The 17,008-nt window shown below is 36.0% G+C and carries 14 protein-coding genes; 6 read left to right on the top strand and 8 right to left on the bottom strand.

The genetic code is table 11. From position 1 onward, the window contains the following. Positions 1 to 319 precede the first annotated feature (319 nt). The 4 genes from GZH82_RS05410 to hemE form a co-directional block, all read right to left on the bottom strand. Entirely contained in the window at positions 320 to 874 is a 555-nt protein-coding gene (locus GZH82_RS05410) for an RBBP9/YdeN family alpha/beta hydrolase (RefSeq protein ID WP_162681621.1), read from the bottom strand. Positions 875 to 1,136: 262 nt separating this feature from the next. Continuing rightward, complete coding sequence (hemY, locus tag GZH82_RS05405) at positions 1,137 to 2,540, bottom strand: protoporphyrinogen oxidase (protein ID WP_162681620.1); 1,404 nt, start codon at positions 2,538 to 2,540, stop codon at positions 1,137 to 1,139. 5 nt (positions 2,541 to 2,545) lie between these two features. Further along, the gene (gene hemH, locus GZH82_RS05400) at positions 2,546 to 3,478 is read right to left on the bottom strand and encodes a ferrochelatase (RefSeq protein WP_162681619.1); all 933 of its coding nucleotides are present in this window, start codon (positions 3,476 to 3,478) and stop codon (positions 2,546 to 2,548) included. A gap of 37 nt (positions 3,479 to 3,515) precedes the next feature. Next, positions 3,516 to 4,550: a uroporphyrinogen decarboxylase gene (gene hemE / locus GZH82_RS05395; RefSeq protein WP_162681618.1), complete on the bottom strand. Its 1,035-nt coding sequence runs from the start codon at positions 4,548 to 4,550 to the stop codon at positions 3,516 to 3,518. Between the two features lie 309 nt (positions 4,551 to 4,859). Between hemE and GZH82_RS05390 the strand changes: the two genes are divergently transcribed. Then, entirely contained in the window at positions 4,860 to 5,369 is a 510-nt protein-coding gene (locus GZH82_RS05390; RefSeq protein ID WP_162681617.1) for an antibiotic biosynthesis monooxygenase family protein, read from the top strand. 573 nt (positions 5,370 to 5,942) lie between these two features. Here GZH82_RS05390 and ecsB read toward each other — a convergent pair. Beyond that, on the bottom strand, positions 5,943 to 7,157 hold the full coding sequence (gene ecsB / locus GZH82_RS05385; RefSeq protein ID WP_162681616.1) for an ABC transporter permease EcsB: 1,215 nt from the start codon (positions 7,155 to 7,157) through the stop codon (positions 5,943 to 5,945). After that, positions 7,154 to 7,891, bottom strand: coding sequence for an ABC transporter ATP-binding protein EcsA (gene ecsA / locus GZH82_RS05380; RefSeq protein WP_162681615.1), 738 nt, complete (start codon positions 7,889 to 7,891; stop codon positions 7,154 to 7,156). The genes ecsB and ecsA overlap by 4 nt, the downstream gene beginning before the upstream one ends. Before the next feature lie 135 nt (positions 7,892 to 8,026). Here ecsA and GZH82_RS05375 point away from each other — a divergent pair, with 135 nt between their 5' ends. From GZH82_RS05375 to GZH82_RS05350, 5 genes are all read left to right on the top strand, one after another. Further along, positions 8,027 to 8,452, top strand: a complete 426-nt coding sequence (locus GZH82_RS05375; protein ID WP_162681614.1) for an HIT family protein — start codon at positions 8,027 to 8,029, stop codon at positions 8,450 to 8,452. A gap of 77 nt (positions 8,453 to 8,529) precedes the next feature. After that, positions 8,530 to 8,886, top strand: a complete 357-nt coding sequence (locus GZH82_RS05370) for a YtxH domain-containing protein (RefSeq protein ID WP_162681613.1) — start codon at positions 8,530 to 8,532, stop codon at positions 8,884 to 8,886. A 101-nt stretch (positions 8,887 to 8,987) separates the two neighbouring features. After that, positions 8,988 to 9,518, top strand: coding sequence for an HTH-type transcriptional regulator Hpr (locus tag GZH82_RS05365; RefSeq protein WP_162681612.1), 531 nt, complete (start codon positions 8,988 to 8,990; stop codon positions 9,516 to 9,518). Positions 9,519 to 9,566: 48 nt separating this feature from the next. Then, a complete protein-coding gene (locus GZH82_RS05360; protein ID WP_162681611.1) occupies positions 9,567 to 10,133 on the top strand; it encodes a DUF3267 domain-containing protein in 567 nt (188 codons plus the stop codon). A 1,476-nt stretch (positions 10,134 to 11,609) separates the two neighbouring features. Then, positions 11,610 to 12,566 carry a foldase protein PrsA gene (locus GZH82_RS05350; protein WP_162681610.1) on the top strand — a complete coding sequence of 319 codons (957 nt, stop codon included), beginning with the start codon at positions 11,610 to 11,612 and terminating at the stop codon, positions 12,564 to 12,566. Positions 12,567 to 13,122: 556 nt separating this feature from the next. Here the strand turns inward: GZH82_RS05350 and yhaM are convergent. Next, complete coding sequence (gene yhaM / locus GZH82_RS05345) at positions 13,123 to 14,064, bottom strand: 3'-5' exoribonuclease YhaM (protein ID WP_162681609.1); 942 nt, start codon at positions 14,062 to 14,064, stop codon at positions 13,123 to 13,125. Positions 14,065 to 14,081: 17 nt separating this feature from the next. After that, entirely contained in the window at positions 14,082 to 17,006 is a 2,925-nt protein-coding gene (locus GZH82_RS05340; RefSeq protein WP_162681608.1) for an ATP-binding protein, read from the bottom strand. Positions 17,007 to 17,008: the final 2 nt, after the last annotated feature.

The following is a 17,008-nucleotide window of genomic DNA, read 5'->3' as shown; positions in this document are numbered from 1 at the left end:
GTATGATGTTTCTGTTCGTCAGTGCGAGTGTTTGCGTCCGACTTCCTTCAGATTCCACTTCACAATGGACACCCTTGTCTTTCGCTAACAGTTCCTACTACCAAGCCTGTAACGGACTTTCACCGTCAAGGTGTTACCCATGCCGGGCGCACTAAAAAAAGACTCTCAAGGCGAAAGGAGGACCTTGAGAGTAAATGGAATCTTAAACATGATTAGGAGAATACAAATATTATGTAGAATTGTATCCTACACCTACATTATATTTAGGCTCACCTAAAAAAGCAAGCGAATTGGTATACATTTACGAATTTGCCATATTTTAATCGAAATTCTTTAATATTTTATTTCTCAAGAACAGAAATGTATCATAGCCATCTTGTTCAATAAAATGACCACCCTCTTCTTGTAAATAAAATTTAGCATCAAGTGCCTCACACAATTCAGCTGTTAATGTATACGGCACGATATCGTCTGTTTTAGAAGCAATCCCAAAACGTTTAATAATCTTATGCTTAAGCTTTTCAAAATCGATGTCTTGTTCGATAAAGTCATCTAAAGTTTCTATCCCTTCTAACTTATCTTTGAAGCCAGAAACAATCGCTAAGCCCCCTACTTTCGATACGTCCAGATCGTTTAAAAATTTCAAAGTTGTAATGACACCTAAACTATGTGCAACGAAAATGGTATCAGCATCAACTTCTGGAATTGCTTGTTGCATATATGTAAGCCATTCTTCAACATTAGGTTCATGTGAATTAGGTAAGTTGAGTACTTCCACATCATGGCCTTCAATTTCAAGTGTTTCCTTTAACCAAGGAAACCAATGCTTCGATGCATCGGCTTGGTAACCATGCACAATATATAGCTTTGTCATGATACAATACGCCTTCTTTCTATAGATTCAACATCATTATCATATCATAAATAGAGATATCCATTTTAAAACATAAATTTTTAAAATCGTCAAATAATAGAGTGCTATCACAAAACTTTAAAAATTAAGTTCACATTTGAGTTAAGTCATACACAAAGACCACAAATGCTTTTATACGTATTAAAAATATGATCAGTCACAATCAGCGTTAAAATGTAATAAATGAAAAAAGCTGCAACATCTCGCAGCTTTTTCTTATCATTTATCCAATTCGTGACAACAATTGTTTGACTGCAGTTTCTGCTTGTCGAATACAGTCTGGCAATCCAACCGCTTCAAACGGTGCACCTGTTATTTGCAAATGCTGATAATTGTCACAAATATGTTGTTGTATTGCTTTAATTCGAGCAATATGACCGACATGATATTGAGGACTCGCAAATGACATTTTATTCACAATTGTAAAGTCAGGATCCCCATGAAATGTCATCATTTGTTGTAAGTCATTTTTGGCGATTGCTACCAGTTCTTCATCAGTTTTTTCATTGACGATGTTGTCACCTTGTTTGCCTACATATGCGCGAATGAGTACTTTGCCCTCTGGTGTCGTATGTGGCCATTTTTTGGTAGTCCATGTACATGCAGTAATATCCGTCGCACTCGTTCTCGCAATCACAAATCCTGTGCCATCATACGTATTTTCAATATTGGCTTCATCAAACGCAAAGACTATTGTGGCGACAGACGATGCTTCTAATTCAGAAAAATAATCAAACATCGGATCAGTACTAAACCACTCTCTAAACACTTGATGTGGGGTTGCTACAATGACGCCATCATAAAATGTACGCGTTTCGTCATTTAACTCAACATAATACCCCTTTTGTGTCCCAATTAAATCATGCACGGGTGTTTCAAAATGAAATGTCACATCATGCGCTTTAAGCCATTTTTCAAGTTTGTTCACAAAGTCATTCAAACCATTTCTAAATTGCTTAAACTGGCCTTGTGGGCCCTGTTGATTATGTTGTGCCTGTTGTTGACGTTCCTTTTTGACGTGCTGCATCCCTTTAATGATACTGCCGTGTTCTTCTTCTAATGCTTTAAAGTTCGGAAACGTGCTCATTAAACTTAACGCATCAATGTCTGTACCATAAATACCACTCAGTAACGGTTCAATTAAATTTTCGAGTACTTCGTCACCGAGACGTGTTCTAAAAAATTCACCTACCGACATGTCTTCATTTTCCATCTCAATCGGTTTAATCGTTAAGTCTTTTAATGCGCGAAACTTCCCTTTCATTGAGATGAGTTTTGTTGACATGAATGGTTTGATATCAGTCGGTACACCTAAAATGGCACCACCTGGAATCGGATATAATGTATCATTGGCAAAAATATAAGACTGGCCTGTTTTATTAGTCACTATATCATCATCTGTCATCCCTACTGCTTTGGCCACTTCAGTCATTATCGTTTTGCGACCTAAATAAGATTCGGGCCCAAGTTCTATCGTATAGCCATCGCGTTGCACCGTTTTAATTTTGCCACCAGGTCGATCTGTTGCTTCATAAATCGTTACATTCACATGCGGATACGTTTGTTTAATAAAGTACGCACTCGATAAACCTGTAATACCCGCACCAATGATTGCTACATTTGTCATGTTTCTCACGCTTTCGGGAAAATTTTTGTAATTTCACTCACAATTGCACCGATAAACAATGGGTGCGTGTCAGGCATAGGTGGGCGATGATATGTTGCGCCGACCGCATCACAAACAACTTTACATTCATAATCATTGTCGTATAACACTTCTAAATGTTCTGCAACAAAACCAACTGGCGTATAAATGAAATGTTGATACCCTTCTTGTTCGAATAAGTCACGTGTTAAATCTTGAACATCAGGTCCTAACCATGGTGTACCTGTGTTGCCTTCTGATTGCCAACCGACCGCAACATGTTCAATCGCTGACTGTTCTTGAATTAAACGCGCTGTATCTTCAAGTTCAAATGGATACGGGTCATTACTTTCTTTAATCATTTTTTCAGGCAAGCTGTGTGCTGATATGACGAGAACTGTTTTTGCACGTTCTTCTTGTGGAATATTTTCTAAAGTTTCATTAACACGCATCGTCCAATAATCGATAAATTGTTGCTGTTGATAATAATGTTGAACATGATGCAACTGAATGCCAAACGTATCGGCTTTTTCTTTAGCACGACGATTATATGATGCTATTGAGAAATTAGAAAAATGCGGTGCTAAAACGACTGTTACTGCTTCTTTAATACCATCCTCATTCATTTGTGTAACAGCATCTTCAATAAATGGGTGAATATGTTTCAATCCGATATACAACTTGAATTCAACATCTTCATAAGTCTCATTTAACGCCTTCTGAATTGCTTCTGCTTGACGTTCAGTCGTTCCTGCTAACGGCGACAGCCCCCCAATCGCCTCATAGCGTAAAATGAGATCGTTCAACTCTTCTTCGGATGGTTTTCTACCGTGTCTAATGTCGGTATAATACGGTTCGATGTCACTCTTTTGGTAAGGTGTCCCGTATGCCATCACTAATAATCCTATTTGTTTTTTCATCTTTTAATCCGTCCTTTATATACTCGATTCTTGCAAATTAACGCTTTGTATAGTCATGCACAAATTGAGTCACGCTTTTTAACGTTTCCGGTTTCACTTCAGGAAAGACGCCGTGACCTAAATTGAAAATGTGTCGCCCGTGTGCCATCCCTTGATCTAAAATTGGTTTCAAGCGTGCTTCAATGACTTCCCACGGTGCTAATAAAATGCTTGGGTCTAAATTGCCTTGTAATGCTTTTGAAACCCCTTTGGCACGTTCTTCATTAATCGATGTACGCCAATCTAGCCCTAAGACATCGATAGGTAAAGCATTCCACGACTCTATTAAATGGCTTGCCCCAACGCCAAACATAATGACAGGGACGTTGTAAGCTTTAATCCCTGTGATCAGTTTTTCCATACACGGCTTAATATAGTAGTCATAGTCCGGTTGATTCAAAGTCCCTACCCATGAATCAAACACTTGAATGAGTTGTGCACCCGCTTTCACTTGTGCACCGACATAACGAATCGACATGTCTGTCAACACGTCCATTAATTTAAACCATGTCGCTTCATCACTATACATAAGTGCTTTCGTCTGATTATAGTTTTTAGATGGGCCACCTTCAATCATATAACTCGCTAAAGTGAATGGCGCACCTGTAAAACCAATCAATGGGACATTTAATTTTTCTTCAGTCAATAATTTGATTGTGTCTAAAACATAAGGGATATCGCGCTCTGGATTGATTTGACCTAATGCTTCCACATCAGACATTTGTCGAATCGGATTAGCGATCACGGGTCCAATGCCAGATTTAATATCAACGTCTACACCGATTGATTTTAGTGGTGTCATTATATCTTTATATAATACCGCTGCATCTGTGTTGTATTGTTCAACCGGTAGTGCAGTGACATAAGCACATAATTCTGGTTGATGTGTAATGTCGAAAAGTGAGTATTTTTCTTTTAATTTGCGATATTCTGGTTGTGAACGTCCCGCCTGTCTCATAAACCAAACAGGGGTATGAGAGACTGCTTCTCCTTTAATCGCACGCAAAATTGTATCGTTTTTTGTCGTACCCATATGTTCCTCCTTAAACAACGTCATTCTTCATTAATATATCATATCAAGTCCCCCTACCATCAGTATCTGGCTCAAATGTCATAAAAATTTAAAATGTACATTTGACTGAGAGATGTCGACAATGCTGCCTTGCAATTTTGACATGATTTTCTTGCCCTTATTCATGTATATTTAGAGCGTATTTTATGAATCATATGACATGAATAAATCGTACAAAAATAGTCGCTTAAGTTAAGGGGAATTAGGTATTTTTTAGTGGTGATTTAAGTGAGAAAAACTTATAATAAATGAAACAAGGAGGAAAACACCATGAAATTTTATATCACATATGGTACTTACGGATATTTAAATCAAATCCAACTCAACAACGAAAACCATGACTTATTTATTTTTTCTGGTAACGACCAATCTGTCATGATTGAGGAGACAAATGGCGAGACTATTTTTCAACAGCCTAAAAAGTTTCGCGTCTTAACACGCTTTGGTTCAATTTCAAATGATGATTTTCATGCGTTAATATCAATACCGACGACTGAAGATCATAAATATCAGTTGGAAAAGAAACTAGAGAGTTACCTTCCTCATTTAGATGAATATGATGGTTTCAATACTTACCGATTATTAAAACCTTTACAAAGCAATATTTATAAAGTATTGTTAGGATTTTCGTCACGTAAAGCATATGAAGACTACAAAAAATCTTCTGCATTCCGTGAACATTTTTCTAAAGAAGCTGTTCGCCCACTTGCAGGATCATCAAGTACACACGCTTCATATTTAGAACAATTCTTTTATCCAATTTCTAAAGAGGAATGTTAAAAAAACAGTCTAGGACATAAAGGCTGGGACATTAAGTTTTCCCAGCCTTTATCCTATTCTTGGATTTATGATTCATTAAAAATGATAGAACAGTCGAAAAATGAAGATGAATGGGACATAAAAATGGATGCTATTGGTTTTCTTGATTTCATAAACTTGCCCTCAGTTTCCTACGATTTGAAGTAAGATTGCCCAAAGACTGAGACTCCTGAAGAATCAGTGCATACTGCTAACAGTCACTTCTTTACTTTAAATAGTGATTACTGTTTATTGCAGTAGCTGTCTGACCGCATGCTTTTGAGAAGTCTAGTCAGCCTTTCGGAGGTATTACTACGAAATCTTTATTACACATAAGATTTCTGTACTGCTCCCAAAATCCACCAACGCTTCAACAAATGTAATATTAAAATCAAAGCGTTGGTTAGTTATTGGTTCAGCTCCTAGAAGAACGAGAAGCTATGAGGGCAATCAAAAAACACAAATTGTAGGGAAAGGGCAAGTTAAACAAAACACTGCATCAAAAGCATCAAAAATTATTATGTCACAGCCTGTTTCTACGTTTAACCATTTTATTTAATCCTTCAATAAACTTTCTTGATATTTTAATTTCTTAATCGTACTGCGGATGGTTAAATAACCGACGATAAAAAAGAAGATGACGAAATAAAACTGAGTCACATGTAGTAACACATATACGATACTGAATAAGATACCTATGATAAGTACAGTTTGTTGTAAAAACTTTCGGTAACCTTCTATGACATACAATTCTGACACCGGCCAAACTTGCGGCCATAAACTATACGCTTCTTGAGTATAAAATTGTGACATTTGTAACACGATAATATACATCGCCAAACTACCAATGACCGCATTGACCCATGGATGGTTTAGCCAGACCATGATTAATGTACATATAATCACTAAACGCAATGTCATGTTTAATGCGTCTTTGCCACGTAAAAAGTTACGTTTAAATAGAAATGGATAGAGTTGTGTCGCATCAAATGGTTTCGGCGTTTTTAACATGAAATCAAGATAACGGCGACGGACTGCTTGTTCTTGCATTCCTTTGACGTCGGTAAACATGTTCACAAATTTATAATAGTTGATACGATGTTGATGGGCTTGCTTAATCATTGCCTCCCATGGAAACAGCTGATTAACATTCAATCTGTTCAGCAATAAACATAAAACGATAATGCCCATGACTGCGATGACAACTGACAAATCAAAGGCCGACAACATGACATAGTAGCCACCAAGGTTGAAAATGAACAGTACGAGTTGAACAGACCAGTTTTCAAGTCTAAAGCGGTACCATTCCCACTTTAAGCATAATCCTGCTAACGGTAAAATGATGGCTAAAACAATGGTCACAATGAAGTTCGCCATACGTTCTGGATAAACCGTGTTTATTAATGGGTAAAACACAATAAGCATTAAAATTTGTAATGGCAATCTTGATAAATAACTAAAAATGATACTGTCACGTATGTACACTTTCATTTGACGTTCGAACGGAAGTAAAAATAAGCGGTCAGCATCTTCTAACAAAGTTTTTAATGGAAAGATGGATGTGATGGACAACACAATGGATACCCACAGCATGTAATTGATTCCTTCAGGTACATGCTTTAACCATTGACCATATCCCAATATAAACGCACCTAATAATATGACGAGAAACACTGAAAAATGGCCGTTGAAAATAAATTTGTTATAGTAATTTTTTTCTTTTCGTTGTGCATTTAAACGCTCTCGAAAAAGTTGTCTTGCCGTTTTCATGAGGATTGTGCTCCTTTAGTGACATGAATGTAGATTTCATCTAACGTCGCATGTGGCATCGCTGTTTGTTGACGTAACGCATCCAAATCCCCCATCGCGACGATTTCACCTTGATCTAATATAATAAAACGGTCACAATAACGTTCAGCAGTCGCTAAAATATGTGTACTCATCAACACTGTACGACCTTCTTCTTTTTTAGATGCCATCAAATCAAGCATCGACTGTATTCCAATCGGATCAAGGCCCAAAAATGGCTCGTCTATAATGTAAAAATCTGGTTCTACAATAAACGCGCAAATAATCATTACTTTTTGCTTCATCCCTTTAGAAAAATGACTCGGAAAAATGTGTAATTGATCTTCTAATCGAAACACCTTCAATAAGGGCATTGCGCGTTCCATCGCTGTATCGTAGTCAATACCATAAGCCATCGCTGTCATTTCAAGGTGTTCTTTTAACGTAAGCGCATCATAAATGACAGGTGCTTCTGGAATATACGATAAATGTTGTCGATATGCATGTATATCATCTTTAATATGAATGCCTGAAATCGACATGTCACCTTCAGTCGGCGTCAACAATCCTAAAATATGTTTGATTGTTGTACTTTTACCCGCACCATTTAAGCCGATTAAACCAACAATTTCTCCATCTGTGAGTTCAAAATTTATATTTTTAATGACAGGCTTTTTACCATAACCGCCTGTTAAATTTTTAATTTGTACAGTCATTCATCTGCACCTCCATAACTGTTATTGTATCAAAAATACTATTGCCATTGCTATTTAATAGACATTTGATAATATCGTTACATGAACAGTCACACGTGCTATAATAAAACTAAATCAAGAAATGAGGGAATCTATATGACTGAAACGATATTCTCAAAGATTATTGCCGGCGACATTCCAAGTTTTAAAGTTTACGAAAATGATTATGTCTATGCATTTTTAGATATTTCTCAAGTTTCTAAAGGCCATACATTACTCATTCCTAAAAAGCCGTCACCAAACATTTATGAAACAGATGCTGAAACGATGAAACATATCGGAGAAGCATTGCCGATTGTGGCGAATGCGATTAAGAAAACATTTAACCCAGACGGCTTAAACGTCATTCAAAACAATGGCGAATATGCATCACAATCCGTTTTCCATATTCATTTTCATTTAATTCCACGTTATGAAAATGACATCGATGGCTTCGGTTATCATTGGGAAACAAATGAATCTCAAATTGATGATGCACAAAAGGCAGACATTGCTACTCAAATTGCTTCAAACATCGAATAAGATTAAATTATTCTTAAACCGCATATTTTATAAACAAATGGGTATATATAAAAGAAAATTGTCCGAGGAGGAAAATTATGAAAATCGTTCGAATGACATTAGGCGTTGTTGCTGGTGTGGCAACAGGTTTAGGTGTAGCTTTAGTTGCGAGAGATGGTCAAACGCGTATCGCCAATCCAAAAGCGGCACGACCTAAAACAGAACTTGAACTTGAAGTCGATACGATGAAAAATAGTATCCATGATATTAAACGTTATATCGCTCAAATTAAAAATGAAAGCCAAAGTTTTGCTAGCTCAATTGGTGATGAAGTGAAAACGATGATTGGTGAATTTAAAGCTGACATCGATCCAAATATTAAACAACTTCAATCACATATCGAAAATCTACAAAATCGTGGCGAAGAAATGACAAATTTTCCAACAAAAAAATAATTTTTTAGTGTTTGAAAGAACATAATTCGATATAATGACGTTAAAGCATGGTACAATACAGTATCATGCTTTTTTATAGTCTAAGAAAGGAGTCTAGCATTATGAATGACAGACAAGCACAAATTGAGGGAATGCTTTACACACATAAAATTGCCATGTTATCTAAAGTTCTATGGAAAAATGCCGAAAGCGATTGGCAGCGTTGGTTAAAAAAATCGGGTATCGCCATGAATGAACATCTGATTTTATTAACTCTATACGCTTTTGGTCGCGCAACTATTTCAGACATATCTAAATACGGTGTAATGCACGTTTCAACAGCATATAATTTTGCAAAGCGCCTAGAACAACAAGCATTGCTTAACATGGAGAAAGACCACAATGACAAGAGGAATACGTACATTACTTTAACGGATAAAGGTAAAGCTTTAGTAGATGAAATTTTCGAACAATATGACGAAGAACAAAATAAAATCTACAATGCTTCAAAAGATTTCCAAACTGAAATGTTCCACCTTCCAAGCTTTAGTGATGTTCACTATCTCGTTGCTAAATTGCACGGTAAAGACTTTATTAATGACGTGAATTTATGTCAAAATCATATTCGAGAAAATTTGCTTGACGAACAGTAATTTCAGGTAGATAATACGTTATATTACTGATAGCAAAGGAGCTTGTAAATGTTAAACTGTTTGCGTTCAATTGATGTCCATTCAAGATTTGGTTTACCTCGTATTGCTTTTATAAGTTTTGTAACGGTTGTTATCACATTTTTTGTTAGTTTTGAAATGTTTCATTATTATTCTGATGTACCATTTACAGATCAAAACTTTCTATTGTTTATTGTCTTAATGTTATTTTTATATCCCATTCACAAACTTATTCATATTATTACGATATTGCCTTACTTGAAATATTTAAGAGTTCACAAGTTAATACGTCAATCGTGGCTGCCATTATACAATATTTATCTTGATCGTCCAATACGCAAGTCTTTTTTTTGTATATGTCTCATCATGCCACTCATAGTGATTACAATCATTTGTATCCTTGTAGCACGCGCAAACCCTGAGTATGGCCATTACTTTATGTTTTTATTAGCATTGAATGCTGGTTATTCTGTAATGGACATACTCTACTTAAAAGTTATCCTTTCAGTTCGTCAAGGGCATTACGTCGAAGAACATCAAAATGGTTTCCTATTGTTAGTACACAATGAACATTCAAAACATATCAATATGGGCTGATACATTTTCACTTTTTGAAATGTATCAGTCTTTTTTGTTTTGCGTCAATAAATGTATCTCCCCCATACTTTTCTGTATGCTGCCATATCAAAATTTGGCTAAAATGATTAAAAAATGACGTAAAAATGGGTAGCTTTGATAATGCTTAGGCGTGCATGATTCGTTACCCTTTAGGTGAAAGTTTTTTGAAGGAGTGATGATTATGAATCATGACAAAGCAAATCAAGTTCAGCCACGCTATTAGATGAGTCTTGTTGCCGTTTTTACATTAGGTTGGTTAGTTATTTATGCAGCACGAACAATTTTAAATTCGCTTAGGGGTCATATTAAAACAGAATTCACGTTAAACAATGCATAATTAGGTTTAATAATGAGTTTATTCTTTATTGGTTATACAGCGACCCAAATTCCCACAGGTATCATGGGAGATAAAATAGGCAGAAAAAATATTACTCCCCTCTTTTTATTTTTATGGTTATTACAGGATTGATGCCGAGTTATATCTTATTGGTCATCGCATGGGTCATTGTTGGATTAGCTTAAGAGATGTTCTACAGTCCACAATATGCACTATCTTCAGAAGCGATACCGGAACATTAGGCATGCTTTAATTAATAGTGGCATGGCTTTCGGAACATCTATCGGCTATTTCATCTCAAGCATTACCGTTTCTGAAATGGGGATGAGTTTGAGAACACCATTTTTCATTGTGGCTATCCTATTTTAATCATCGCATTTTTAATGTATCACATTATTAAAGAGCACCCTCGACATCAAGTGCAACAAGAAGACAACTTAGCACCTTTTAAATTGTCGAACTTGCTTAAAAATCGCAATCTGAATTTAACGTATATCATTATCTTTTGTTCAATTTAAGGTTTTTTCTGATTATTACTTAGAATCATAAAGAGGGATTAGCGGCGCACAAGTTGCTTTTGTCGCATCACTCGTACCATGGGCAGCAATTTCAGGATCTTTATTCTTTAGTTGGCTTTCAGATAAATTAGGAAGACGAAAACCGGTATTTCGGAAAGATTAGTACAAATCCGGTGTTAATTGCAGTCGTAGCAAATAATGCGCCTAAAAATGCATTAGGGACATCGCTTAGTGTTTACAACTTTATCGGTATGACTGCTTCTATTCTCGCACCATATATCACTGGTTTTTTTAACGGATGTGACTGGTTCCATGGCAATCGATTTCTATCTTGCAGCACTCTTACTACTTGTAGGTTTTTCAGCAACATTATTGTTAAGAGAGCAATGAACATCAGCAAATGCACAATCATCATAATTTGAGATAAGGCATGAACACTACATCATCATTGGCATGGAATAACACAATTATTCATTAAAAATGTTATAAATATGAACACGTGCTCATCTTTTAGTCGTATTTTTGCCCTTCTTCATTGGTTGCTGAAAGACATTATGGTAATATTTATGTGTGTTAATTACATATAAAGGAGCTCATAAGATGAAGAAAGGCATACAAAAATTATTTATTCCTATTACAGCAAGTGCAGTATTACTCGGAGCATGTGGAAATGATGCCCCTACTTCAAAAGATCAAACCTTAATTACTTCTAAAGCGGGAGACGTTAAAGTGGAAGACGTTTTAAAAGAAATTGGTAATGATCAAATCGCAAGCCAATCATTTAAAGTATTATTGAATAAAATTTTAGAGAAAAAATATAACGATAAGGTCGATCAAAAACAAATCGATAAAGAAACTGACGAAGAAATTGAAAAATATGGTGGTAAAAAGCAATTTGAAAGTTTACTGAAACAACAAGGTATGACGATTGACGATTATAAAGAACAACGTAAATTGGTTAGCTACCAAAAAGAGTTGTTAAATGAAAAAGTCAAAGTTTCAGATAAAGAAATTAAAGATAATACGAAAAAAGCATCTCATATTTTAATTAAAGTCAAACAAGATAAAGACGATAAAGAAGGCTTATCAGATAAAGACGCTAAGAAAAAAATTGATGAGATTAAAGAGAAGCTCGATAAAAATCCTAAAGACTTCGACAAGTTAGCAAAAGAAGAGTCGATGGATTCAACAAAAGATAAAAATGGTAGCCTTGGTTATGTCATCAAAGGACAAATGGTTAAACCGTTTGAAGAAGCACTGTTCAAATTGAAAGATGGCCAAATTTCAGATGTCGTTAAAACTGAATATGGTTACCATATCATTCGTGCAGATAAAGAAGATGATTTTGATAAAGAGAAATCTAAACTAAAAGAAACAATCATTCAAAATAAATTACAAAAAGACCCTAAAATCTTAACAGACGCTTATAAAGATTTGCTTGACGAATATAATGTTGATTATAAAGATCGTGATGTGGAAAAAGCCATCAAGGATAATATTTTAAATCCAGATGCGTTGAAAAAACAATCATCACAAGGCGGTCAATTAGGCATGTAATTGCGCGAAAAAGGAAAGGTGCGAGACAACTATTTTAGTCTCCGCACCTTTTTAGTATAGATTTCAAACTTGGCTGAGTTTCCTCTCACCCGAATATCTCTCCTATAAAAATTGAGTTACTTTGGAAATTACAACTGATAAAACGAGGCTCGGGTGCAATTAAGTTTGCCCTCATTTACTGTCTTTGAAGTTCAATTGCTCAAATGGGCGAGACTCCTGAGGGAAAGGTAAAAAACAATATCACGTCTAATCACTTTGATAGTGGTTACTGTTCATCGCAGTAGCTGTCTGACTTCTCAATGCGCATGCTTTTGAGAAGTCTAGTCAGCCTTGCGGGGGGCAGTACCTCGAAATCTTTGTTACACATGAGATTTCTGTACTGCTCTCAAAATCCAATTCGGCATCTATCCAGTGTTTACACTTCAATCAAGCCGAATTTAATTGAAGGATTAGCCCCTAGGAACGCGAATCCATGATGGCAATTGTTAAAATTTAAAAAGGAATAAGGAGAACTATATTCAAATACGATGCATGAGCGCGTCAAAACATTTATTGATTAATCCAACTTTTCAGGTTTATAAAATTGACGTCCTTCTAATCCGAAAATGCGCTCCGTGAATTGACCTTTATCAATCTTCTTAAACGCTTTTTCAAACATATTCATACGTGCATCAATGTTATCAATAAAGTTTAGAATTTCCGCTTCTTTCACATAAGGCAATTTAGGTGAGCCATATTCTAATTTACCATGATGTGACAAAATGAGATGACGGAGTAACAGAATTTCTTCACCATCTACATTCAACTCACGAGCTGCATCTGCCACTTCATCACTTGCGATTGAAATATGACCGAGTAAATTCCCTTCCAATGTGTATGATGTCGCAATCGGACCGGACAACTCTCTTACTTTCCCCATATCATGTAAAATAATACCGCTGTACAACAAACTTTTGTTCAGTTCTGGATAAATGATACATAATTGACGGGCAATTTCTAACATCGTCAAAACGTGATAACTTAAACCACTTACAAAGTTGTGATGATGTGTACTCGCTGCTGGATACACAAAATAACTATCTTCATGTTTATTCAGTAAATAACGCGTCACACGTTGTAAAGGTGCGTTTTCTATTTCGAAAATGTAATCTTGCATCGCATCTTTTATTTCTTCAGGAGACATCGGTGCCCCATCGATAAAGTCTTGCGTACGTAACCCGTCTTCTTCAGTCGCAAGTCGAAACTGATTCACTTTCATTTGTTTGCGACCGCGGTAATTGATCATATCGCCTTTAATATGCACAATACGCTCAGGCTTTAATTGATTCATACCTTCTTTTGTAATTGTCCAAACTTTCGCTTCTACTTCACCACTTTTATCTTGTAAGTGAAGCGTCATATAATCTTTACCTTGCGCAGTTACGCCTTGAGTCGCACGATGGATGAGAAAAAAGTGATTCACCGTGTCTCCAGGTTGTAGCTTTTCAATATTTCTCATTTTAACGCCTTCCCATTCTATTTATCTATCTTATTTAACGTGACAAGCTGTTTTGCTGGAATATTGGTATCACGTGAACATGTAAAGTAAAGAATTTGATACTCTTCAGACATGTCTCTTAAATATTTCATCATTTTCACTCTACGTTCAGCATCAAAGTGTACAAAAGCGTCATCGATAATAATCGGTAACGAATAGTACGGCTTCAATGTTTGAATAAGGCTTAAGCGGAGTGCAATGTAAAGCAACTCTTTCGTCGACTGACTCAATTCAATTGGGTGGTACATTTGACCATCTTGGTGACGCACCATGACTTGCTCATTCGCATAAGTAACTTGTACATATTGACCGCTCGTTAAATCATTATAAATATCTGTCGCAATATTTACAACTTGCGGCAATCGTTTATCTTTAATTTGTTTAATATGTTCATCTACTAATGCTTCGAGATAGCTTAACGCCGCCCAATCTTCAGCACTTTCATTTAATTGATTTCTTAAAAGTTGATATTGATGACGTAAATGTCTCAATGTATCATCCGTTTCCATATGATTCATTTGCGCTAATAAGTCGCTCACTTCGCTTTGTACTTCCAAAAAGCGTTCGTTGTAAGTATCGATTTGTTGAGATAACTTTTGATATTCTTCATCAAGTTGCGCCGTTGTTTTCTCGCTTAATTTAGAACTCTTTTCATAGCCGTAGTTTTGGTTATCAAGGAAGTGTGTCAAGTCATTAAAACGTGCTAAACGTTCATGATAGCGTTGATAGCGTTCGTGATGTTTATAATAACTTTCCTCATCTAGCGCACCAATCGCACCGAACAAAGTTTGAATTTCTTGGTGATTTTCATTTAAACGATGCTTCAAATGTTTCAGTTCATTTTCTAACAAGTTTAATTGTTCAGTATTATGTTCATGACGCGTCATATCTTGACTCGTTGTTTTTAACCATTCTCGCACATCATGGAACAGTGTGTTTCTATCAAATTCTTTAAATACTGAACCAATTTTGTCATTCACTTCTGTATAAAATGTTTCCAATGATTCACTTAATTTTAAGTACGTTTCATGCAATTTTACGAGATATTGTTGATGGTCTTTGATCTTTTGAATCGTCTGAATCGCATCGACAAGGAGTTCATCTGACAAGTTTTCAGACAAGTGAAGTGACGCTTTCAATTGTTGTAACTTGTTCGTTGCATTTATCCATGCAGTATGTGTATCTTCATATTGTGTATTTGCGTGTCGTACTTTTGTTTTTAAAATTGCCAATTGTTGTTGACGTTGTGCAATTTGATCACGCAACTGATATTGTGTCGATAAATCAAAGTCTAAATCATATTCCGCTTCAAGTTGTTCGACTTCTTGTTCTAGTTGGGCGAGCTCTTCAGAAAATTGTGTATCATATCCAACTGGTTTGGAACGGAATAATGTCATACCAATGATAAACACTATGGCCATTACAGTTAACACAATACCTGCCACCATCGCTTCTGTGACGAACATCCAGATGGCAAACGCAATAGAAATGATAGCTAGGAAGAGTGATGCTCCTCTAATGCGTCGTTGTTGCTGTTGTTTTTGTTCCGTTTCTTGTTCAAAAGACGCCTTCATCTTATCAAACAGATTGCGCTTTTCGTTCAATTCTAACAGCCGTTGATCATAGACTTTTTTCTTTTCGAAGTTTTCGTCATCAACTAACTGACCAGTTAAATGTTGCAGTTCTTCCTCAAAAGACACCGTTTCAATTTGATAATCATCCTGCATCTTTTTCAGTTGTTGTAAGGTCTGTAAATTTTCTTGCTTTTGCTTTAACGTCTCACTCGCAAAACTTTTTTGTGCCTCACTCGAATCGACATCATCATGCAGCTCTTGCCAGCCGATATGAGACTTCAAACTTTCAATTTCCATCTCATGTTGATTGAATTCTCGCTCATTTTGTTTCAATTCCATGTCCTGCTGCTTCACACGATCTTCTTGTTTCGCGATGGATTCAAAGTTTTGATAAAGTGATTTTTCAGGCACAAACAACTGCTCATTCTCATTTTGTAATTGTTGTTGTTTTTCAACACGTAAACCGATATCACGTTCTAAATGATCCACTTGAACTTTCGCCAATTCATAGCGATCAATCCCTTTTTCTGGAAACTCTAACGGTTCAATATTTAAATCCGCTTCTAATCCTTTCCATTCTTGAACTTGATCGATTAAAGCCACTTCTTTTTGCTTTTCTTCAAACAATGCTGTTAATTGGCCCAGGTTTTGTTTTAATGTGTCAAGACGTCGTGTCGCCTTTTCATGGTCTTCAGTCAAACGTTGATACGATTCCATTTTTGCTGATTCTTCGCGGATTTGATACTCCAAGTTACGAACTTCTTCAATTTTACGGTTGATTTCAGGATTTTGACCTGACTTTTTATAAAGTTCTTGCTTCTTTTGATTGATCAGTTCACGCATACCGATAAATTCTGTAGAACCGAGTGCACCTGCTTGCATTAAAAAGTTTTGTAATTGGACCTCACTCATATGCTTATGAATGTCTTGAAGCCCTAGAACGTTAAAAGAGAAAATCGCTTGATACGTCTTTTTATTGATGTAATTCAACTGCGCTTTTAACCACTCTTCATCTTTAATCGTTCCATTAGGCATGTAAACTTTGACATCCCCTTGGGCACGGCCTTTGACACGTTCCACATCCACTTCCATACCGTCATCTAAAATTAACGTCACACGCCCACCATAATGATTGCCCATACGTGGTTCAAGACGCGGTTCGTTTTCCTTTTTCGTTGGGAAGCCAAATAAAATCGAATGTATAAATGCTTGAAGTGTCGATTTACCTGCCTCATTTTGTCCAAATATTTCAGTAAAATATTGATCGAATTCCACTTTTCGTTGGACAAATTGACCATAACCATAAATTTCAACTGATTTAATTTTCATCG

It is taken from the genome of Staphylococcus sp. MI 10-1553 (assembly GCF_010365305.1).
In the GTDB taxonomy this organism is placed as follows: domain Bacteria; phylum Bacillota; class Bacilli; order Staphylococcales; family Staphylococcaceae; genus Staphylococcus.
This window is presented reverse-complemented; position numbering and strand designations above follow the sequence as displayed.